The sequence below is a fragment of the Enterovibrio litoreus genome (assembly GCF_045679545.1).
In the GTDB taxonomy this organism is placed as follows: Bacteria; Pseudomonadota; Gammaproteobacteria; order Enterobacterales; family Vibrionaceae; genus Enterovibrio.
Genome location: NZ_CP166194.1, coordinates 2,361,475 through 2,380,919 on the forward strand (window position 1 = coordinate 2,361,475; position 19,445 = coordinate 2,380,919).

Here is a 19,445-nt window from a genome sequence, read left to right on the forward strand (position 1 = left end):
CAAAAAGCCAGCGAAGATTCGCTGGCTTTTTCTACAATCAATCAGCACGCTGAATTACTACGCTTTTTGTTTATCCGTCGAGGGCTGCTTGCCTTCTTGTGCGGGTTGATTTTGCACTTCTTCCAACCACAGTTTGTGGTGTTGTTTAGCCCATGCTTCATCAACATAGCCTGTCGCCATGCCTTCAAATGCACCTTCTGTACCCGCAGTACCAATATAGATGTGACCAAACGCCGCAGCCAGCAAGCCCAAAGATGCAATACCGTGGATAACATTGGCGATCTGCATGTCTGCACGAGTTTGACCGAAGATCGGGAAATCCATCACTAAACCAGTAATACACACCACCACACCCACGGTTGCTAACAACCAGAACCAGATCTTTTCGCCACCGTTACAAAAGCCAGCATCAGGGTGTTTACCGTTTGGTAAAATACCGCCACCTTGTTTGAACCACTCAATGTCGACCTTGTTGATCATGTTGTTCTTAAACCACTTCACCAACATGCAAAGCAGGCCAAGAACGAACAACGGCCCTAAGTAGTTATGAGACAGTTTCGCGGCGTAGATAATGCTTCCCCACAAGGCTTCAGGAGCAACAGGTTTAATAAAGTGTCTGCCATACAGCAACACAACGCCTGAGAGCCCCAATATGAGGAAGTTTATCGCGGTAAACCAGTGCAGCGCGCGTTCAAATGGCGACCAGCGGTGCACCTTTTTCCCCGTGCGCTCATGGGTGAGTTTGATGCGACCAGCCCACAAATAGAAAAGCAGTAGGCTTGCCGCAGATGCGCCCATAAAGGCAAGTCCAAGTGGGCTAATCCATTGATTACGAACCTCACGCCATCGCTGCCCATCAACATTAATTAGCTGACCGGCTTCAGCGCCCGTGGCGACAGTGAATCCCTTTTCGCCGGATTTCACTTCACGCCAATACTCAGGCCCTGCCAATTGCACCATTTCTCTTTGCGGATCGGCTTTCTCGGCCTGTTCTGCAAAAGATGGCGACACAAAAAACGTGGCGACCATCATCAGCATGGTGAGCAATGTTCTAAACATATCTCCTCCTAATGCTGCTAGGACGAACCCAGCAGCTCTCCATGCTCATCAGCTTTTTGTGGCGTCATAGGCAAGATCATTACCGTTCGTCCAGCCAGCGCCCTTGGCACCGCGCTCTACCACGCGTTGACGGAAGACCGCAGAGATTTTCTCTGCATCACCCGCGAGCAGCGCTTTGGTTGAACACATCTCAGCGCAAAGTGGCAATTTGCCCTCGGCGATGCGGTTCGCGCCATAAAGCTCACGCTCTTTGGCAGAACCATCAGGCTCAGGACCGCCCGCACAGAAGGTACATTTATCCATCTTGCCACGTTCGCCAAACGCTGCCGTTTTCGGAAACTGCGGCGCACCAAACGGACACGCAAACAGGCAGTAACCACACCCTATGCAGGTTTCCTTATTGTGCAGCACAATGCCGTCTTCGGTACGATAGAAGCAATCTGCTGGGCAAACGGCCATGCACGGCGCATCGGCACAATGCATACAAGCCACGGAGATAGAATTCTCCCCCGCTTCACCGTCGTTTAATGTGACGACTCGGCGGCGTTGAATGCCCCAAGTAACCACTTCTGAGTTGGCGTTACTACACGCAGTGACACAACCATTGCACTCAATGCAGCGTTTGGTATCACACAAAAATTTCATATCGGCCATCGTGTATGCTCCCTACTACGCTGGAATGATCTTACAAAGGGTGACTTTAGTTTCCTGCATCACAGTAACCGGGTCATAACCATAAGTTGTCGCGGTATTGGCAGACTCACCAATCACGTACGGATCCGCACCTTCAGGATACCTATCAAGCAGGCTTTGTCCTTGGAAGACCCCGCCGAAGTGGAACGGCATAAATGCCAGCCCTGCGTACACACGCGGTGTGATCATGGCTTTCACTTTCACACGGCCTTTGTCTGCGCCTTCCACCCAAACATCTTGTCCATCGACAATGCCGAGGTTATTGGCATCAACAATGTTGATTTCGACAAACATCTCTTGCTGCAACACAGCAAGCCATGGGTTTGAGCGGGTTTCTTCACCGCCACCTTCATATTCCACCAAACGCCCCGATGTCAGAATGATGGGGTAATCCTTGGCAGCATCAATGTCTTGGATCGACTTGTAGAGGGTTGGAAGTCGGTAGATATCGGCTTTGTCATCCCAGGTCGCGTACTCTGGGAGCAGGTCACGACGTGGTGTATAAAGCGGTTCACGGTGAAGCGGTACACGGTCTGGGAATGTCCACACAATCGCGCGCGCTTTAGCATTGCCAAAAGGAATACAGCCGTGCTGGATAGCAACTCGCTGAATACCGCCCGACAGGTCGGTCTTCCAGTTTTTGCCTTCTGCGGCCGCTTTTTCTTCTGCGGTCAGATCATCCCACCAGCCAAGTTGCTTGAGCATCTTGTCGGTAAATTCGGGATAACCATCTTCCAGTTCACAGCCTTTTGAATAGCTGTCCACAGCCAACAGACTTTGACCTTCAAACTCCACCCCGAATCGCGCACGGAAGTTGCCGCCACCACGCGCAACTTCTTTGGATGTGTCATAAAGAATGTGGGTGCCGGGGTGCTTCATTTCTGGCGTTCCCCAACACGGCCAAGGCAGACCATAGGTTTCACCGTTTACAGGGCCGCCCTGCGCTTCGAGCGTCGTGGTATTGAAGGTGTGCCAGTTTTTCTGGTGCTCTTTAATACGCTCTGGGCTTTGGCCTGTGTAGCCGATGGTCCACATGCCGCGGTTAAATTCGCGGGTGATATCTTCAACCAAAGGCTCGTCATTTTTCACCGCTATGTTTTTGAACAGCTGGTCAGAAAAGCCCAGTTTTTTCGATAGCAGATACATGATGGTGTGATCGGGTTTCGAATCGAATAGCGGTTCAATCACCTTGTCACGCCACTGCAGCGAACGGTTTGACGCCGTGACTGAACCATAGGTTTCAAACTGCGTTGTGGTCGGTAGCAGGTACACGCCATTTTTGCGGTTGTTCATGACGGCAGCAACGGTCGGATACGGGTCAACGATGACCATCAAATCCAATTTTTCCATTGCTTTGCGCATTTCTGGCCCACGAGTTTGCGAGTTCACCGCATGGCCCCAGTAGAACATGGCGCGAATGTTTGATTTCTGCGCGATCTTGTCTTGGTCTTCTAAAACACCATCGATCCAGCGAGAAACCGGAATACCGTTGCTATTGATAGGTTTTGAACCGTTGTATTCGGCGGGATCAAAACGGTCTTGAATCCACTTTTGATCAACCTCCCACACTTTCGACCAATGTTTCCACGCACCGTCAGACAGGCCGTAGTAACCCGGTAGGGTGTGTGACAATACGCCTAAATCTGTTGCGCCTTGCACGTTATCATGACCACGGAAGATGTTTGCGCCACCACCGGATTTACCAATATTACCTAGTGCCAGCTCTAACACACAGTAAGCACGGGTGTTGTTGTTGCCTGTGGTGTGCTGGGTTCCCCCCATACACCAAACCACACAACCAGGACGGTTTTCTGCCAATATTTTCGCCGTGGTGTACATGTCATCGCGGCCAACGCCAGATACGCGCTCCACTTCTTCTGGTGTCCATCTCGCGACTTCTTCACGAATTTCTTCCAAACCGAAAACACGCTGATGGATGAATTCTTTATCTTCCCAGTTGTTATCGAAGATGTGCCATAACAAGCCCCAAATAAAGGCGATGTCAGTACCAGGACGCAAGGAAACAAAGTGGTCTCCTTTCGCCGCGGTACGGGTACGACGCGGATCGGCAACCACAATCTTACAACCGTTTTTCTCTTTGGCGATCAAGATGTGCTGCATAGCAACGGGGTGAGCTTCAGCAGGGTTCGAGCCAACAAAAAGGATCGACTTACAGTTATGCATGTCGTTAAAAGAGTTGGTCATGGCCCCATAACCCCACGTATTGGCGACGCCCGCTACCGTGGTGGAGTGACAGATACGTGCTTGGTGGTCAACGTTGTTGGTACCCCAAAGCGATGCCATTTTGCGGAACAGATACGCTTGTTCATTGCTGTGTTTGGCCGAGCCAAGGAAGTAAACCGCATCGGGGCCCGATTGTTCACGGATCTCAAGCACCTGATCGCCAATTTCATTCAGCGCGGTGTCCCAGCTAATTTTCTGCCATTTGCCGTCAACCAGCTTCATCGGATATTTCAGGCGACGTTCACCATGACCGTGCTCACGCAGAGCCGCACCTTTGGCGCAATGTCCGCCAAGGTTGAACGGGTGATCGAAAGCAGGCTCTTGACCTGTCCATACACCGTCTTGCACTTCCGCATACACGCCGCAGCCCACTGAGCAGTGTGAACAAATAGTGCGCTTTTGTTCAACAGGCTTATTGGGATCGGCGTCTTTCGCCGCCGCTTTTTTCATCATGCCAGGTGCAAACATACCTGCCGCCGCGATGCCCCCAGCTGTTGCAAGTGAGGTATTTCGCATGAACGTACGGCGAGACACACCCAGCTGTTTTTCGTCCTTGCTGACCGAATCAGAGCGTTTCGTTAGTTTCATTGTTAAACTCCATCTTCACGCTGGGTTATAGGGAATCGTAGTAATCACGAATGTGCTGCGTTTCGCGATAGCCCGACGCTTTTTTGTCCTCTGGCGTTTTCACCACGGTTTCAGCCTGAACGCTTCCTGTTGCAACCGTCGCGACAGCCCCTGCTGCAGCTGCCACTCCGAGGCCTGTCAAAAACTGGCGCCGATTTGGGTTTTGCATATCGGTATCTTTTTTGTTTTCAGACATTACTTGCTCCTTGTTCTTTTTATTCCACGTCAGGTTGAGGTTCATCACCAAGGACGTTGGGTAAATCGCGTTTTTTCTATGGTTAAAAATCGTTGGGCAAGCTCTGCAACGGCAGCATAAAACACTGCAGGTTCAGCCCGTTTCACGTCCTCACATAACCGTTCACACCAAGCGGCGATATGACGGTTAAAAAAGGCAGCTTGTTCAATATCACTTTCTTCGTCCACCAGCATGGCCATCACTTCCAGCAATGCGGCGATATGATCTTCTGGCTCTTTGGTGTCTTCTTGGCGTTCATAACCTAATCGACGCAGATCTTGACGAAGCAGTGCCAACGGCAACTCCATCAGTGACCCTGTTAAATACCAAGAACCAAATGGCACTACTTCACCACGGCCTACGCCAATAAACATCAGTTGGTATTCATCAGCCGCCTGCGAAGGCGAGGTTTTGCTGGCGGTTAATTTCAGCACCGACCACGCGGCTGCCATGCCCGCTGTTTGCTCGTCGCCTTCTGTTTCCAGCGTGGCAAGCCAAGCCAATGAGGCTTCATCAGGCGCTTGACGAAATAAATGCGCCAACAAGCTGTAAATGCTCTGGCGGATCTGGTTTTCTTCGTTTGTTACATCATCAATGGTGATTTCTTGCATTGCCATATCCGCCTCCTATACCTTCAACTGTTTGTCTGGGTTATCCATCATGTCGGAGACAATGTCGCGGACACGGCAGTCTTCGCACATCGACAAACGTTTGATGGCGTCATCTTGGAAATGGCTATGGCTGCTCAGTTTCTCGATCAGCATGTTGACCATGGAAACCGGCGCGAAAGGTTTACCGCAGCTAATGCATTCCGCGGCAGGCTCTTCATGAACAATGTCGCGTTGTTGGCGAGTGGCGGCGTCCCAGTTATAACGAGGCACCAAGCTGATAACAGATTCAGGGCACGCTTGTTCACACAGTCCACACTGCACGCAATCTTGTTCTCTAAATGTCATACCGGGGCTGCTACCTATGGATTGCAACGCATCGGTGGGACACACCGCGACACACCCCATGCAAAGGGTGCAATCCGACGTCGCCACATCAATGCGCCCATAAGGCGCACCGTCAGGCACGGTGCTGACGGTCGAAACCAACACGGCGTTTGACGCAAGAAGGTCGAGCGCTTGCGCCAATTTTTCGCGCTTGCTGCCTTCGAGTTTTTTGCTTTGGTCAATCAAGGCATTGCTGTAGAGATTTTGCGTGCTCAGCGATGTGACCGAAGAGAGCGCAATACGATCTGCACTGTGCCCGAGTGAAGAGAGAAACGACGATGCGACGGCAAGTTCTTGCTCGAGTACTTTGCGTGTTTTAACCGGCAGTGACGAAGAAGCCGCAAGCACAACCTGAGATGCACCGTAGGCTAGCGCACTGAACCAGCTATCAATCCCGACCGACGCGAGCTCTTCCAACCGCACGGGGATAACGCGACTAGGAAGCTGCGCTAACTGCTCAGCCAACTCCGTTTCAGAAGCTTCGGCATAAAACAGCACAATGGGTGATTGCCCCCCCTGTTCGCGATAATGCGCGAGCAGCTGAAACACAAAGTGTTGGGTATTGTCGGGATCGGGTAGCGCGTAGCTAATGGCTTCCGTTGGGCAAGCCGTCGCACAAGAACCCATACCCTGGCAAAGATAAGGGTTGATTGTGATAGCGCTGTCTACCGAACTCAGCGCGTCGGCTGGGCAGGCATCAATACAGCGGGTGCAGCCTTCAATACCGCGCGCCGAGTGGGCACAACTATTGGTATCGAGACGGAAAAATTTGGGTTTATCGAATGTGCCGGTCATATCAGATAACGCATCAAGCGCATCGTCTGTTGTAACGAGCGCTCGTCCCACTGCGTAATAACCCAGGGGCGGCAATTGTGCTTGATGAAATCCATCATCAGACAGGTCTATGATCACATCGAAGTGTTCTCGTCCATGCGTGATTTTCGCCAAATTTTGCTTAGTCAGGGTGTGCGTAATAAACACGTCAAACGCCCCAAGAAAACCATCAATTTGCAGGTCGCGCGCGAAAAAGAATGCCATGCCCTCAGGAAGTGGGATCGCGTTTGAGGTTTCGTCCGTACTCACCAAAACGGCTCGATCACGCAGCGATGCAGGGATCTGAGAAGCAAATGCAGCAACTGTTTCGCCACGTCCTACCACCAAGGCAAAGCCGCGGCTTTCAAACGTGACAGTTGGTGGTATCAAATTTCCAAGCGTTACCGTCGCTCGCAGCGCGTGTTGTCTTGCTTGTCCATTGACATCCGTGGTCTGTTCAACCAATTGATTAAGCGTTGTTATTTTATTTATTGTCGACATTGTCTTCTTTGCCATCGTCTCTGAAGCCATGGTATCCGGCCGTCCCGGCGGGTTACCTCGTGGACTGATTCCCTACATCGGCGCTAATATTCAATGCGTTCCCGAATAGCTCAAGGCCATTGCCAATGTAGTAAGGCGTTGTCAGACAAGGGTTTCACACATCCTTTGCCTGTGACCCTATTGATACAGCAAGTAGTGAACCAGTTTTGAAGGAAATAAAATGACGAATACGGAGTCAGGATCCGTCCGAATTATTGTCCACATTCATATCTGGGACATTTTGTCTCACACGGTAAGACAAATTGTCCCTTTTTTCTTCATGGGTACTTTTTGTCTCACTTTCTGGAGGTGTACTTTCGCCATCCGGCTCAACCGTTTGATCTAAAACGGTCTCATCGTCGGGAACATCCTGTGTTTGACACTCTTCTTGAGCATCTTCAATTTTCTCTTTGGTCCACTGGCGCAGGCTAGCCGCGACTTCAGCAGTTAGAGAGGCCTTGTTGGAGTAATCAAGATCGTAGTCATTCATACCATCCAGTACGTTGTAAGCATCGCTGTGAAACAGCTTCCTCAATGCCGCTTTTTTGATTTCCGCCGACACCCCTTTGGCAAGAAAAAACGCTGCAGAATCCCCTTGCTTCAAACGCGCCACATCCTCCATGTCTGGCGGAGGGGGAGCATCGGTGTGATCGATGGGTTCATCGACGGATTCATCCATTGATAGCGTCGGCGCGTGATGTTCAGCGTCGGCAAAAGTAAGGTCACCGCCGTCAGTCAGTTCGCCGCCATCGAGCGCCATCTCCTCAACGTGATCACGCGATTCATCGTCAGTCATCGCCTGCTTTCGCTTTGACCAGCGCGTTAAAAAAGAATCAGTTGCCACTCGCCCTCCCCGCGCCTTTACGCTTTTTCTTACGCACTTCCAATAGCTCTCCGTGGCGCCCAATAAAAGCTTCCATCCAGGCTTGAATAGGTAATGGCATCGGCTCAGATAACACCAGGTAGTCACCATCCATGAAGCTGGCGGCACAGGTTTGGGAAGCGGTCACTTTTAAAGGTTTAAGGGATTCGTCTTCATTAATTTCGAAGATAAAAAACAAGTGCGGATCACGAGAGCTGAGGTTGAACCTGTAGTCCGTTCGCTCGTCTTTGAATAGCTCGAGAGGTAGAGAAATCATACCGTCTTTGCGCTCACTGTCCTCACGAGGAAGATGAAGATTTGCCACGGACCAACGCTTGGTTTTCCAGCGACCAATATCGACATCGGTGGACTCAAGATCAAACTGCATCAGCCAGTATTGTGGATCTTTTATGGTTTCACTCACACATCACTCCTTGTCGTCTGCGCAGCCTATTCCATCGGCGTTAACTCGGCGAAAACACTCAAAACTGCGGTTTTATTCATCCAACGAAGCAAAACACATACCAGCCGTGAAGGGTTGGAACAGGATTTGCTACCTGCCCTGCAACATTCAGGCAAAAGGAACGCGGCTCGATGTCCCAACCCAAAATCATTACCACGCAAGCAGACATTCCTCAGACTATCGATGTCACCGTCCATGATGAGTACGGCGAAACCATGACCAAGCAGATCGCTTGTGAGCGGGCACTCACTGTTTATCTCAACTGGCGAGAGATCGTGACCTTGATGACACTGGGTGCGCGGCCGGACATGTTGGTACTGGGGTATTTGAAAAATCAGGGGTTGATTGAAGACGCTGATGCGCTTGATTCAGTCATCATAGATTGGCAAACCCAGTCAGCTGCGGTCGTCACAACTGAGCAAAACGCGGATATCGAACAAACCTTGTCGAAGAAAACCGTCACCTCTGGCTGCGGTCAGGGCACTATGTTTGGCAATGTGATGAAAAAACTCGAAAACCTGCAACTGCCTCGTCCGCACATTAAGCAATCTATGCTTTATGGCTTGCTAGAAGCCTTAACGCACCACAACGACACCTACAAAGCCGCTGGTGCCGTACATGGTTGTGCCGTGTGCAAAGGCACTGAGATTCTCTCTTTTGTTGAGGATATCGGTCGCCACAATGCTGTTGATACGCTAACAGGCGAAATGTGGCTGCAAGGCGAAACAGGCGACGATAAAGTGTTTTACACCACAGGCCGACTCACCTCCGAAATGGTCATTAAAGTCGCGCAAATGGGCATCCCCGTTTTACTGTCACGATCTGGCGTCACGCAGATGGGTCTCGACCTTGCCAAGCAGCTCGGCATTACCATGATCGCGCGGGCAAAAGGTCATCGCTTTCAAGTTTTTAACGGCGCAGAAAACATTGAGTTTGATGTAAAAGGCGGCCGCGATGAGTGAATTTCCGCAGTTTATGAACGCTCGTCAGGTTGCGGAATACCTCGATCTGAACGAAAAGAAAGTCTACAGCCTCGCCAATGATGGGGTGTTACCCGCCACCAAAGTGACAGGAAAGTGGCTGTTCCCGAAAAACCTGCTTGATCGCTGGTTGATTGAATCAAGCCACAATGGCGTATTTAACGATCGCCTGCTCATCGCTGGCTCTGATGACCCTTTGCTTCAACACATCGTGAGTAAAATGGCAGCGGCACTCGGCAGCACCGCCTTGGTGGGCTACACCGCGACAGGAACCAAACAAGGTCTAGCGATGCTAGAAAAAGGCCACGTAGATATTTGCGCCATTCATTGGGGAAACGCAGAAGAAGCTAAACTGCGTCATCCCGCCCTTATTCAACAATATTCAGGACACAGAAATTGGGTATTGCTCCATGCCTTTGAGCGCCAACAAGGCCTCATCGCTCGCCCTGAACTTGCTGAAAAACTGCAAGACCCACATCATTTTATTGATAAACGTTGGCGTTGGGCGGGTCGGCAAGATGGCGCGGGCAGTGCACGTGCCCTAGATGAATGGCTGTTTAGAAACGGAACAACCCGCGATCAACTCAATACGGTCGAAGCGTGTTTAAGCGAGCGGGAGCTAAGCTCTGCCATTGCGCGTGGCGCAGCTGACATCGGTTTTGGTAGCCAAAGCGGTGCGGGCGAATTTGGTCTGGCTTTTCACCCTATTGCCAATGAAGCGTTTGAGCTGGTGATCCCAAAGAACATCTATTTTCGCGCGCTGGTCCAGCAACTGGTTCACCATTTGGATGAGGAGTCGATTCTCAAACAAAGCGAGCAGTTTGGCGGCTATCATTTTGGTAATACGGGAAAACAAATGTGGGCGTCAGAGTAACCCTCCTATCAGGGGTTACTCAACAACACGAAATGAGGTTATTTCGTCATCCTGTTGGATTTTCTCTCGAAGATAAAGCGTAAAGACACTGCCTTCGCCCACATCGGATTCTACTTTTATTTCGCCACCTAGCCCACTTACAATCCCTTGCGTTACGGCAAGACCTAACCCTGTCCCCGTGTGACGAGTGGTGAAAAATGGGTCAAATATTTTGGTCAGATTTTCATTGGCAATGCCGCAGCCAAAATCTTGTACGGAGATTTTTGCACCTAACGTTGTCCCATTGCTGTCGACCCAATCGTCAGAACGCACTATCAACTTACCTTTGTCGTTCATGGCATGAATGCCATTCATTTGCAGGTTGACCAGCACTTGCAGCAATTGATGACGATTGATTTCAACACAGCATTTCGCGTTAAGTTCAATGACCACTTCCACGTCTTGTCTTTTGGTGCCAGAACGCACCAAGGTGACACTTTCTTCAATCACAGGGTTCACATGCTGCCACGTCACTGTATCTTGCACCCCGCCTTGTCGGCTGTATTGCAACAAGCTTCGTGTGATATTACGAATACGGTCAATTTGCGCCAAGACCGTGCTCATCTCCTCGGACACCAAGTCTGCATGTTGCCCCAACTCGTATTCCATGAGTTCGATGTTACCCAAAATAACGGCAGTGGGATTATTGATTTCGTGCGCAATACCAGCAGTGAGTTCGCCCAGTGCGGCCAACTTTTCACTCAGCAGGAGTTTGTTTCGGGTTTGCTCAAGCAAGGTAATGTTCTGTTTTAACTCTTCGGTTTTTTCATGCAGGCTCGCCGTGCGCTCTTTGACCTTGTCTTCTAATTCGAGCGCGTTTTGACGAATTTCCTCGTTCTGTTTTTTGAGCTGATCCAACATGCTGTCAAACTGACGAGCCAGAATCGCCAGTTCATGTTGCGGGTCTAAACCCAGCTTGCCGATCCGCGCATCCTGATCAAACCGAATTAAGTGCACAACACGGTGAATACGTTCAATAGGGCGAAACAAATCTTTGGCACCACGATAAACCAACAGTCCCGAGATCAATAGGGTCAGTAGCACCCCAATCCCCAACTCAATCAAATTGGTGAGGTAGCGACTGATCAGCGGCCATTCAAGGTAACCGGTATACAGCATGCCAATCACCTTGTTATTGAAATCTCGAATCGGCTTATACGCCGAGATATACCACGCGTCGTAAACATAAGCCCGATCGACCCATTCATCGCCCTCAATCAAGACAGTATCGCGAACTTCATCAGAAACACGCGTGCCTATCGCACGTCCAAATCTGTTTTCGCTGTCTAAAGGCACATTGGTACTGACGCGTACATCGTCCATAAACAGCGTCACTGTTCCAACACTGGATTCTGGAAGTTTGCCAACGGGAAATACCAGATCGCGAATTTTATCGACCAAATCTGTACTATTATTGAGCAAAATCCCGCCATCAATGATCCATTCCAGCTGACCATTTTCGTTATACAGCGGGAGCAAACTTCGGCTTATTAAGCCTCGAGATTCTTTGGTGTTTTCTTGCAGCAGCGGAATTTCAGCGTTGGCAGACAGATCCGGGGAAATAGACGCCAATTCAATGGCTGACATCACCTGAAAAAAGGTGCGCTCTTGCCCGTGCAGTAAAGGTTGCCGCAAGCTTAATGGCAACCGTTCGATGTCACTCACTGGATATACTGCTAGAAAATCAACGCCATACTTGTCAGCGCGAGATTGCGCCCAGCTAAGAATTTTCGCAGGATCGGCGGCGATCTGGGTTTGAAAGTCATAGGAGCCTGCAATCGCGTGGAGTTGGCTTCGTTGCTCGCGTTGCAGCACCTCCATACTGTTGCTGGCGACGGCAAGGTCTGCCTTCACACCCGACAAGGCATTTTTCCACGAATACGCCACCGTCCAGTAAAGCGTTAACGCAATCAACGCGAGCAAGGTAATGATAATAGGCACAGAGGTCAGCACCAGCAGGCGATAACGCACCATGGTACGAAAACGCTGTCGCCACTTCTTAAATACCCTCATCACCCACACTCCTTCGCAAGCGTTGTTTTCTGCATGTTGCAGGCTTTACTCATCAAGCCAGTCTTTGAATTTTCGCTCTAGTGTTTTTCTTGCCACACCGAGTTGTCTTGCCGCAGCAGACTTGTTGCCCTCGTGTACATCAACCACTTTCTCAATGTGAGCTCTTTCAACGTCTTTAAGCGGCCAGCAAAGTGGATAGCCAGTTTCTGAACCTTCGGGTGTCAAGCAAACATCATGCTCCACACTATCGCTGGCGGGCACAGAGTTACCCTGCCAATGGCGAAGGTCAGGTTTGCCTAGTAAAATCGCACGTTCAACCGTGTTTTTCAGCTCTCGAATGTTTCCCGGCCAGTCGTAGTGTTTCATGGCAGCAAGTTCTTCTTCCGACCACACCACAGGTTTTAAGCCCAGATCTCGGGCAAGCACATCAGAAAAATGATTGAGCAGTAACCCAATGTCTTCAACTCGCTCTCTCAGTGGCGGAAGCTCTACAGACAACACATTTAGGCGATAGAAAAGATCTTTGCGAAAGCGCCCTGCTTCCACTTCATCATGCAAGTTTCGGTTGGTCGCTGCGACGATACGAACATCAACACTCACTTCACGCTCAGCGCCCACGGGGCGTATGGTTTTCTGCTCCAAGGTCCGAAGCAAAGAAGCTTGCATCGACAGTGGCATCTCGCCAATCTCATCCAAAAACAAGGTGCCTTTGTCAGCCACACGAAACAGACCATCTTTGTTTTTTCGCGCCCCCGTGAACGCACCCGAGACATGGCCAAACAGTTCGCTTTCCAGCAATTCAGGGGCAATCGCACCGCAGTTAAGAGGAACGAAGGGGCCACTGCGACGACTCATGGCATGGAGTGCTCGCGCAACCAGCTCCTTGCCGGTTCCAGATTCCCCTTCAATCAACACGGCGGCAGGAGAAGGGGCAAGGCGTGATATGACTTCTCGCATCGCTAGGGTTTTAGGGGCTTCACCGATGATATCAACAGGAAAAGAGCGGGCAACATCGCGTTGAAGCGCCACATTCTGTCTTTCAATCATGCGTTTATCGAGGCAACGCTGAACAGATTGCAACATTTGTTCGAGATTAAAAGGCTTGAGAATAAAGTCAGATGCGCCCGCACGCAGCGCTTTGATTGCGGTTTCCAGCTCGGCATAGCCTGTCATGAAAATGATGTCGCTGCGCCGTTCATCGTCGTTAAATGCTTCGTGCCAATCAATGCCTGATCGCCCTGGCAAGTTGATATCCACAATCAGCAAATCGAAGTGATTTCGCTTTCGAAGGGCCTCCGCTTCTTCTAAAGAAGACGCTGTTTCAACTTGCGTTAGCTTCTTCGACAACGCTTTATTCAAGATCGCGCGCATGCCCGGCTCGTCATCGACCACCAAGGCGGAGAAACCAAATTGCTGCAGTGCATCCTTCATTGGGTGAAAGTCCATATTCTCTCAGTGGCTTACATCATACATGCGACATTTTGACTCAGTCCAATACAACCATGTACTTCTCATGCATACAATTCTGGTCACTATGTCTCAAAATAAAAAATTTTAGCCCATATTTTCAACAAATTAGGATAAATATTGCACGGAATATAAATTTGGCATTTTTGTTGCTTTGTCCACATTTATCCTCATCAGTTTGGTGAGGTTATTGCTATAACGATATTAAAAAAACATACCATGTCAGGAAGACACAATGAGCTTATTGAAAAAGACAAAAGCGTTCGCACTACTTTCAGTCCTTGTTTCACTCTCTGCCACTGTGAGTGCTGGAGAAATTGTTCGGTTGGCCACCACCACCAGTACCTACCACTCAGGCTTGTTAGATTTTATCCTGCCAGAATTCAAAAAAGACACAGGATATGACGTACAGGTACTTGCAGCCGGCACTGGCAAGGCATTGAAAATGGGCGAAAATGGCGATGTCGATTTGGTGATGACCCATGCGCCAAAAGCGGAAGCCAACTTTGTCGATAGCGGGTTTGGTGTACTGCCTCGCGGTTTGATGTATAACGATTTTGTTCTGGTTGGCCCGAAAAACGACCCAGCCAACATTGATGGCGGTAATGATGTCGCGGCTGCGCTAGCAAAAATTGCAAAAACAGATGCACATTTCGTTTCTCGTGGTGACGATTCTGGCACGCACAAAAAAGAACTGATCCTATGGCAAGATGCAGGGGTCACACCGGAGTTTTCTGCTTACAAAGCAGTCGGTCAAGGCATGGGACCAACACTCACCATGGCCAATGAATTGCAAGGCTATGCCCTCACCGACCGAGGTACTTGGTTGGCGTATCAAAGCAAATTGGATCTAAAAGTACTTGTAGAAGGTGACGATCGTTTGTTTAACCCTTATCAAGTAATCCTTATCAACCCAAGCCGTTACCCTGATCTGAATTACCAAGGCGCGAAAACACTGAGCGATTGGCTAGTGAATCCGAAAGCGCAGGCAATGATCAATGACTTCAAAGTGAACGGACAACAGTTGTTTGTGGCGGACGCTGGCTAATGGACATATTGGAAACTACCCAACAGGCCGTTGCCTTGCTGTTTAGCGGTGATACCACGCTATGGGGCATTGTTGGGGTATCGTTTTCTGTGTCGCTTGTCGCTATTGGGCTGGTGATTTTACCCGCCCTTCTGTTGAGTTTTGCTCTCGCCTACTGGGAAATTCCCGGTAAATGGATTGTGCTGTCATTGGTGAACACCCTTCAATCTGTGCCCACCGTGGTGATTGGCCTGCTTCTTTACATGCTGCTATCGCGCGCAGGCCCCATGGGGGATTGGAAAATGCTGTTCACGCAAAAAGCCATGATTATGGGGCAAGTACTCATTAGCTTACCCATTTTGGTGTCTATGATGCATGCGGCGTTTCAAAACAGTGACCGACGCGCATGGGAAACCGCTTACACCCTTGGGGCGTCGATCCCTCGCGCCATGGCCACGCTAATGTGGGAAATCAGATTTCCACTTCTGGCCGCCATTATTACCGCATTTAGCCGCATCATCACTGAAGTTGGCTGCTCCATGATGGTAGGTGGGAACATACTTAACTACACTCGAAACATCCCTACTGCCATTGCACTTGAAACATCAAAAGGTGCCTTTGCAGAAGGCGTGGCACTCGGCATGGTTCTGTTGGTGCTTGCATTAACGATGAATTTTTTCATCAGTTTTGCTCGCGGCAATGGCCATTTACGAACATAAGTAGGGGCAATGATGAGTCAGATTATACTGGAAGCCATTGACCTTTCTGTGAAATATAAACACAGGTTACTGTTTCACATCCCTTCACTAAAAGTCTGCCCAGGTGACGCTATTTATCTATCAGGGCAAAACGGCATCGGCAAAACAAGCTTATTGAAAGTGATGGCGGGTATTCAAAAACCCACCAAGGGCACATTGAACCTTCAACGTCCATCATGGTTACAACGTCTGGCCGGATTTGCAGGACAAAGCGGCGTCATTTATATGCACCAAACCCCGTATCTGTTCGATGGAACAGTTGCTGACAATGTTGCTTACGGCCTGAAGGGCAAGCATTTGTGTCAAAGAACTCGACGTCAGCTTACAATGCAGGCACTACGTAAGATTGGGCTGGAAAGCTTGAGTCATGAGCACATTTCGGTGTTGTCTGGCGGTGAAAAACAAAAAGTAGCCATGGCACGCGCTTGGGCACTTAATCCGTCCATACTTTTGATGGATGAGTCATGCGCCAACCTTGATGCAGACGCAATTGATGCACAGAAAAAGATGATTGATGATTTGCTCGACCGTGGTGCCAGTTTGGTCATCACTAGCCATCATCCGAACAAGCTCACCGAATGTTGCAACCAACATTGGCTGATTGAAAACCAACGCCTGATCCATAAACCCAAACTCAATATTATCGACAAGGACAACCATGCCTTCGCATCCTGACATTACTTGGGTCATTCTCGCCGGCGGACAAGCTCGACGCATGGGTGGCCAAGATAAGGGGCTTGTTACCCTGAATCAAAAACCCTTGATTGATTACGTACACCAGCGCCTTGAAGAGCAAGGCGCCAAGATTGCCGTCAACGCTAACCGCAATCAAGATACCTATCAACAATACGGCCCCGTTTTTGGCGATGTACTCGAAGGCTTTCCGGGCCCGCTCGGCGGCATTCATGCAGCCATGTCGCACCTCGACAGCGAGTGGCTGGGTTTTGTACCCTGTGATTGCCCTAACCTGCCACACAACTTGTTAGAAAAAATGGTACGAGCCATTGATGCTGAATCTGAAATCATCGTCGCCCATGATGGCGAATCCGTTCAGCCTGTCGTGACCATGATGAAGCGAGACATCTTCGAACGCCTCGACAACTTTCTTGCCAATGGCGATCGAAAGATCGTGATGCTTTACGACTTGTGTAGCACCCGATTCGTGGATTTCAGCGACGAACACGACGCATTTATTAACCTCAATACCCCTGATGAGTTGGAGAAGTTCGGAGCCCTTTCATGAGCCTGTCCAATTGCTCACTGCCAATATTGGGGTTTGCAGCGTTTAGTGGCACGGGAAAAACCACCTTATTAGAAATGCTGATCCCACAGTTGGTTGAAGCAGGTGTGCGAATTGCGATGGTGAAACACGCACACCATGAATTTGATGTCGATAAGCCCGGCAAAGACAGCTACCGCCTGCGCAAAGCGGGCGCGTCACAAATGCTCATCAGCTCTCGAAATCGTCATGCGTTGATGACAGAAACCCCCGAAGAAGAAACCAGTCTCAACCAGTTGCTTGGACGCCTTGATCAAACCCGTGCCGACCTCGTTTTGGTTGAAGGCTTTAAGCGCGAAGCGTTTCCTAAAATTGAGTTAAACCGTCAGGTGCTTGAGAAGCCTTGGCTTCATCCAGAAGACAAAAACATCATTGCTATTGCGTGTGACAGTGCGCTTGAAACCATGCTTCCTGTGTTGGATATCAATGATATTTCTGCGATCAGAGCGTTTATTCTTCGCTGGATGGAAGGACACAAAGCGCAAACCGCCACATGTGATTCCCTTTCCCCGACCATGCTCTCGGTCGACGCAGGGCGAGAAAAAATACTCAACGCGGTTTCTGAGCCGAGTGTCGCGCAATCCCTTAAGCTTGAATCGTTACATCACTGCGTACTTGCAGAGCCCATTATTGCACCCGTCAATGTTCCGTCATCCACCAACTCAGCGATGGATGGATACGCGATCCGAAGTGACGACACAGGCAGAGCCAACTATCAGTTAGTGGCTGAGGTGTTTGCCGGGCACGGATATGACAAACCGCTCAATGTGGGTGAATGTGTGCGGATTATGACAGGCGCACCCGTTCCCGAGCTGGCTGATACCGTGATCATGCGCGAGCAAGCGCAGGATAAAGAGGGCACCATTACTTTTGATACCCGTAAAGGCGCGATCAGACCCGGTCAAAATGTGCGTCACGCTGGCGAAGATCTACGCAAGGGTTCAGTGGTGTTTGATAAAGGCACTCGCATCGGCGCGGCTGAACTTGGCATGCTGGCATCGCTCGGGTTAGCCAAAGCCGAATGTTATCGCCCCCTACGCGTGGCTATCTTCTCAACTGGAGATGAAGTCCAAGCGCCCGGCTCTGCCCCCAATGCTCACTGCATTTATGATGCAAATCGCTATACGTTGCGTGCGATGCTAACCAAGTTAGGCTGCGAATTGCTAGACCTGGGAATTATTGAAGACAGCGAAGAAGCACTCACTTCCACGCTAACCAACGCCATTGAAAATGCAGACTTGGTGATCTCATCCGGTGGCGTTTCCGTGGGCGATGCGGATTACATCAAAACCGTATTAAGCCAAATGGGTGATATCAACTTTTGGCGCGTGAATATGCGTCCAGGCCGACCTCTCGCTTTTGGCAAATTGCGTGATGTGCCGTTCTTCGGCCTCCCCGGCAATCCGGTGGCTGTGATGGTGACCTTCTTGCAGTTTGTCGAACCTGCCATCCGCAAAATGCAGGGTGATAAGTTCTGGCAACCTGAACGTTTGAGCGCCATCAGCCAAGAGCGTATTCGTTCTCGTTTAGGTCGAAGCGAATATACACGTGGGATTTACAGCGTTGGCGCCAATGGGCAAATGGAAGTGCGTTCAACCGGCTCACAAGGCTCGGGGATTCTACGCTCAATGAGCGAGGCGAACTGCTTGATTGAAGTGTCACCCGACGTTGAATGTGCTGAAGTCGGAGACAGAGTTACCGTTATCCCCCTCGCCTCTCGGCTGTAAACCCGCACACGCTCGGTAGCAGAGTATTTCACCGAATAATAGTGGATAAGTCAGAAGGAAAAACAAAAAAGCGGCCTGATCATCAGCCGCTTTTTTTATGTTTCATATTTTTCTAAGAATACGCTATTTTCCAAGCGCTTCTTTGTAGTGTACTCGACATACCGACTCGTATCTGTCGTTGCCGCCAATCACAACCTGATCGCCATCTGCAATGGCATTGCCCTCGGCATCAGTTCGGATCACCATGTTGGCTTTACGTCCACAATGGCAAATCGTTTTCAGCTCAACCAATTTGTCTGCCCACGCCAATAAGTATTGCGCGCCTGCAAATAACTCACCACGAAAATCGGTACGAAGGCCATAGCAAAGCGCCGGGATATTCAACTTATCAACCACTTCGGTGATTTGATAAACCTGTTCTTTGGTCAAGAACTGGCATTCATCAACTAATAAACAGTCCACTTTGTTGTTAACGTTAATATCGCTAACGGCGGCAAAAATATCATCGTTTGGAGAATACAATTGCGCTTCCGCTTGAAGCCCAATACGAGAACTCACTTTGCCCACACCGTAACGATCATCAATTGCTGCCGTAAAGATCAGTGGGTTCATTCCACGCTCTTGGTAGTTAAACGACGATTGCAAAAGCGTTGTCGACTTACCCGCATTCATGGCGGAGTAATAGAAGTACAGCTGGGCCATTGGATTCTCCCGAGAAAAAGACGCAGGCATGCTACCGAAAAAAGCGAA

The 19,445-nt window shown here is 49.9% G+C and carries 18 protein-coding genes; 7 read left to right on the forward strand and 11 right to left on the reverse strand.

The features are described from left to right. Positions 1–57 precede the first annotated feature (57 nt). The 8 genes from AB8599_RS10335 to AB8599_RS10370 all read right to left on the reverse strand — a co-directional run bounded on the left by AB8599_RS10335 (position 58) and on the right by AB8599_RS10370 (position 8,492). Positions 58–1,059: a formate dehydrogenase subunit gamma gene (locus AB8599_RS10335; protein WP_407330820.1), complete on the reverse strand. Its 1,002-nt coding sequence runs from the start codon at positions 1,057–1,059 to the stop codon at positions 58–60. A 48-nt stretch (positions 1,060–1,107) separates the two neighbouring features. Beyond that, the gene (gene fdh3B / locus AB8599_RS10340; RefSeq protein WP_016961129.1) at positions 1,108–1,713 is read right to left on the reverse strand and encodes a formate dehydrogenase FDH3 subunit beta; all 606 of its coding nucleotides are present in this window, start codon (positions 1,711–1,713) and stop codon (positions 1,108–1,110) included. Between the two features lie 15 nt (positions 1,714–1,728). Beyond that, on the reverse strand, positions 1,729–4,584 hold the full coding sequence (locus AB8599_RS10345) for a formate dehydrogenase subunit alpha (protein WP_407330821.1): 2,856 nt from the start codon (positions 4,582–4,584) through the stop codon (positions 1,729–1,731). 25 nt (positions 4,585–4,609) lie between these two features. Continuing rightward, positions 4,610–4,819, reverse strand: a complete 210-nt coding sequence (locus tag AB8599_RS10350; RefSeq protein WP_017004255.1) for a twin-arginine translocation signal domain-containing protein — start codon at positions 4,817–4,819, stop codon at positions 4,610–4,612. Positions 4,820–4,863: 44 nt separating this feature from the next. After that, positions 4,864–5,475, reverse strand: a complete 612-nt coding sequence (locus tag AB8599_RS10355) for a molecular chaperone (protein WP_407330822.1) — start codon at positions 5,473–5,475, stop codon at positions 4,864–4,866. 9 nt (positions 5,476–5,484) lie between these two features. Continuing rightward, the gene (locus AB8599_RS10360) at positions 5,485–7,167 is read right to left on the reverse strand and encodes a 4Fe-4S binding protein (RefSeq protein ID WP_407330823.1); all 1,683 of its coding nucleotides are present in this window, start codon (positions 7,165–7,167) and stop codon (positions 5,485–5,487) included. Positions 7,168–7,402: 235 nt separating this feature from the next. Further along, a complete protein-coding gene (locus AB8599_RS10365) occupies positions 7,403–8,050 on the reverse strand; it encodes a DUF3306 domain-containing protein (protein WP_407330824.1) in 648 nt (215 codons plus the stop codon). After that, entirely contained in the window at positions 8,040–8,492 is a 453-nt protein-coding gene (locus tag AB8599_RS10370) for a DUF3305 domain-containing protein (protein WP_407330825.1), read from the reverse strand. Before AB8599_RS10370 ends, AB8599_RS10365 begins: the two co-directional genes overlap by 11 nt. A gap of 170 nt (positions 8,493–8,662) precedes the next feature. Here AB8599_RS10370 and AB8599_RS10375 point away from each other — a divergent pair, with 170 nt between their 5' ends. Together AB8599_RS10375 and AB8599_RS10380 are read left to right on the forward strand one after the other, a co-directional pair. After that, positions 8,663–9,493 (forward strand): formate dehydrogenase accessory sulfurtransferase FdhD, encoded by an 831-nt coding sequence (locus AB8599_RS10375; protein WP_407330826.1) that lies wholly within the window; start codon positions 8,663–8,665, stop codon positions 9,491–9,493. Then, positions 9,486–10,385, forward strand: a complete 900-nt coding sequence (locus AB8599_RS10380; protein WP_407330827.1) for a substrate-binding domain-containing protein — start codon at positions 9,486–9,488, stop codon at positions 10,383–10,385. Before AB8599_RS10375 ends, AB8599_RS10380 begins: the two co-directional genes overlap by 8 nt. 15 nt (positions 10,386–10,400) lie before the next feature. Here AB8599_RS10380 and AB8599_RS10385 read toward each other — a convergent pair whose 3' ends face one another. Together AB8599_RS10385 and AB8599_RS10390 are read right to left on the reverse strand one after the other, a co-directional pair. Next, a complete protein-coding gene (locus AB8599_RS10385) occupies positions 10,401–12,437 on the reverse strand; it encodes a cache domain-containing protein (protein WP_407333212.1) in 2,037 nt (678 codons plus the stop codon). Between the two features lie 45 nt (positions 12,438–12,482). Beyond that, complete coding sequence (locus AB8599_RS10390; protein ID WP_407330828.1) at positions 12,483–13,868, reverse strand: sigma-54-dependent transcriptional regulator; 1,386 nt, start codon at positions 13,866–13,868, stop codon at positions 12,483–12,485. A 271-nt stretch (positions 13,869–14,139) separates the two neighbouring features. On the opposite strand from AB8599_RS10390, the gene AB8599_RS10395 reads away from it, so the two are divergent. Genes AB8599_RS10395 through AB8599_RS10415 form a run of 5 tightly spaced genes read left to right on the forward strand, consistent with a single transcriptional unit; the run spans position 14,140 to position 18,695 of the window. Beyond that, positions 14,140–14,952 carry a substrate-binding domain-containing protein gene (locus tag AB8599_RS10395; protein ID WP_407330829.1) on the forward strand — a complete coding sequence of 271 codons (813 nt, stop codon included), beginning with the start codon at positions 14,140–14,142 and terminating at the stop codon, positions 14,950–14,952. Beyond that, a complete protein-coding gene (locus tag AB8599_RS10400; protein WP_407330830.1) occupies positions 14,952–15,650 on the forward strand; it encodes an ABC transporter permease in 699 nt (232 codons plus the stop codon). The genes AB8599_RS10395 and AB8599_RS10400 overlap by 1 nt, the downstream gene beginning before the upstream one ends. Positions 15,651–15,662: 12 nt before the next feature. After that, positions 15,663–16,364 (forward strand): energy-coupling factor ABC transporter ATP-binding protein, encoded by a 702-nt coding sequence (locus AB8599_RS10405; protein ID WP_407330831.1) that lies wholly within the window; start codon positions 15,663–15,665, stop codon positions 16,362–16,364. Continuing rightward, positions 16,348–16,932: a molybdenum cofactor guanylyltransferase MobA gene (gene mobA / locus AB8599_RS10410; RefSeq protein ID WP_407330832.1), complete on the forward strand. Its 585-nt coding sequence runs from the start codon at positions 16,348–16,350 to the stop codon at positions 16,930–16,932. The genes AB8599_RS10405 and mobA overlap by 17 nt, the downstream gene beginning before the upstream one ends. After that, on the forward strand, positions 16,929–18,695 hold the full coding sequence (locus AB8599_RS10415; protein WP_407330833.1) for a bifunctional molybdopterin-guanine dinucleotide biosynthesis adaptor protein MobB/molybdopterin molybdotransferase MoeA: 1,767 nt from the start codon (positions 16,929–16,931) through the stop codon (positions 18,693–18,695). Before mobA ends, AB8599_RS10415 begins: the two co-directional genes overlap by 4 nt. Positions 18,696–18,818: 123 nt before the next feature. On the opposite strand, the gene AB8599_RS10420 is transcribed toward AB8599_RS10415, so the two are convergent. Further along, positions 18,819–19,397: a thymidine kinase gene (locus AB8599_RS10420; protein ID WP_407330834.1), complete on the reverse strand. Its 579-nt coding sequence runs from the start codon at positions 19,395–19,397 to the stop codon at positions 18,819–18,821. Between the last annotated feature and the right edge of the window lie 48 nt (positions 19,398–19,445).

Excerpts from the sequence above, each read along its gene's own strand:
- AB8599_RS10390 (WP_407330828.1), bottom strand. The coding sequence starts at position 13,868 with ATGAAGGATGCACTGCAGCAATTTGGTTTCTCCGCCTTGGTGGTCGAT.
- AB8599_RS10420 (WP_407330834.1), bottom strand. The coding sequence starts at position 19,397 with ATGGCCCAGCTGTACTTCTATTACTCCGCCATGAATGCGGGTAAGTCG.
- AB8599_RS10355 (WP_407330822.1), bottom strand. The coding sequence starts at position 5,475 with ATGGCAATGCAAGAAATCACCATTGATGATGTAACAAACGAAGAAAAC.
- AB8599_RS10395 (WP_407330829.1), top strand. The coding sequence starts at position 14,140 with ATGAGCTTATTGAAAAAGACAAAAGCGTTCGCACTACTTTCAGTCCTT.
- AB8599_RS10385 (WP_407333212.1), bottom strand. The coding sequence starts at position 12,437 with ATGAGGGTATTTAAGAAGTGGCGACAGCGTTTTCGTACCATGGTGCGT.
- AB8599_RS10405 (WP_407330831.1), top strand. The coding sequence starts at position 15,663 with ATGAGTCAGATTATACTGGAAGCCATTGACCTTTCTGTGAAATATAAA.
- AB8599_RS10345 (WP_407330821.1), bottom strand. The coding sequence starts at position 4,584 with ATGAAACTAACGAAACGCTCTGATTCGGTCAGCAAGGACGAAAAACAG.
- AB8599_RS10400 (WP_407330830.1), top strand. The coding sequence starts at position 14,952 with ATGGACATATTGGAAACTACCCAACAGGCCGTTGCCTTGCTGTTTAGC.
- AB8599_RS10375 (WP_407330826.1), top strand. The coding sequence starts at position 8,663 with ATGTCCCAACCCAAAATCATTACCACGCAAGCAGACATTCCTCAGACT.
- AB8599_RS10335 (WP_407330820.1), bottom strand. The coding sequence starts at position 1,059 with ATGTTTAGAACATTGCTCACCATGCTGATGATGGTCGCCACGTTTTTT.
- AB8599_RS10350 (WP_017004255.1), bottom strand. The coding sequence starts at position 4,819 with ATGTCTGAAAACAAAAAAGATACCGATATGCAAAACCCAAATCGGCGC.
- AB8599_RS10380 (WP_407330827.1), top strand. The coding sequence starts at position 9,486 with ATGAGTGAATTTCCGCAGTTTATGAACGCTCGTCAGGTTGCGGAATAC.
- AB8599_RS10415 (WP_407330833.1), top strand. The coding sequence starts at position 16,929 with ATGAGCCTGTCCAATTGCTCACTGCCAATATTGGGGTTTGCAGCGTTT.
- fdh3B (WP_016961129.1), bottom strand. The coding sequence starts at position 1,713 with ATGGCCGATATGAAATTTTTGTGTGATACCAAACGCTGCATTGAGTGC.
- mobA (WP_407330832.1), top strand. The coding sequence starts at position 16,348 with ATGCCTTCGCATCCTGACATTACTTGGGTCATTCTCGCCGGCGGACAA.
- AB8599_RS10360 (WP_407330823.1), bottom strand. The coding sequence starts at position 7,167 with ATGTCGACAATAAATAAAATAACAACGCTTAATCAATTGGTTGAACAG.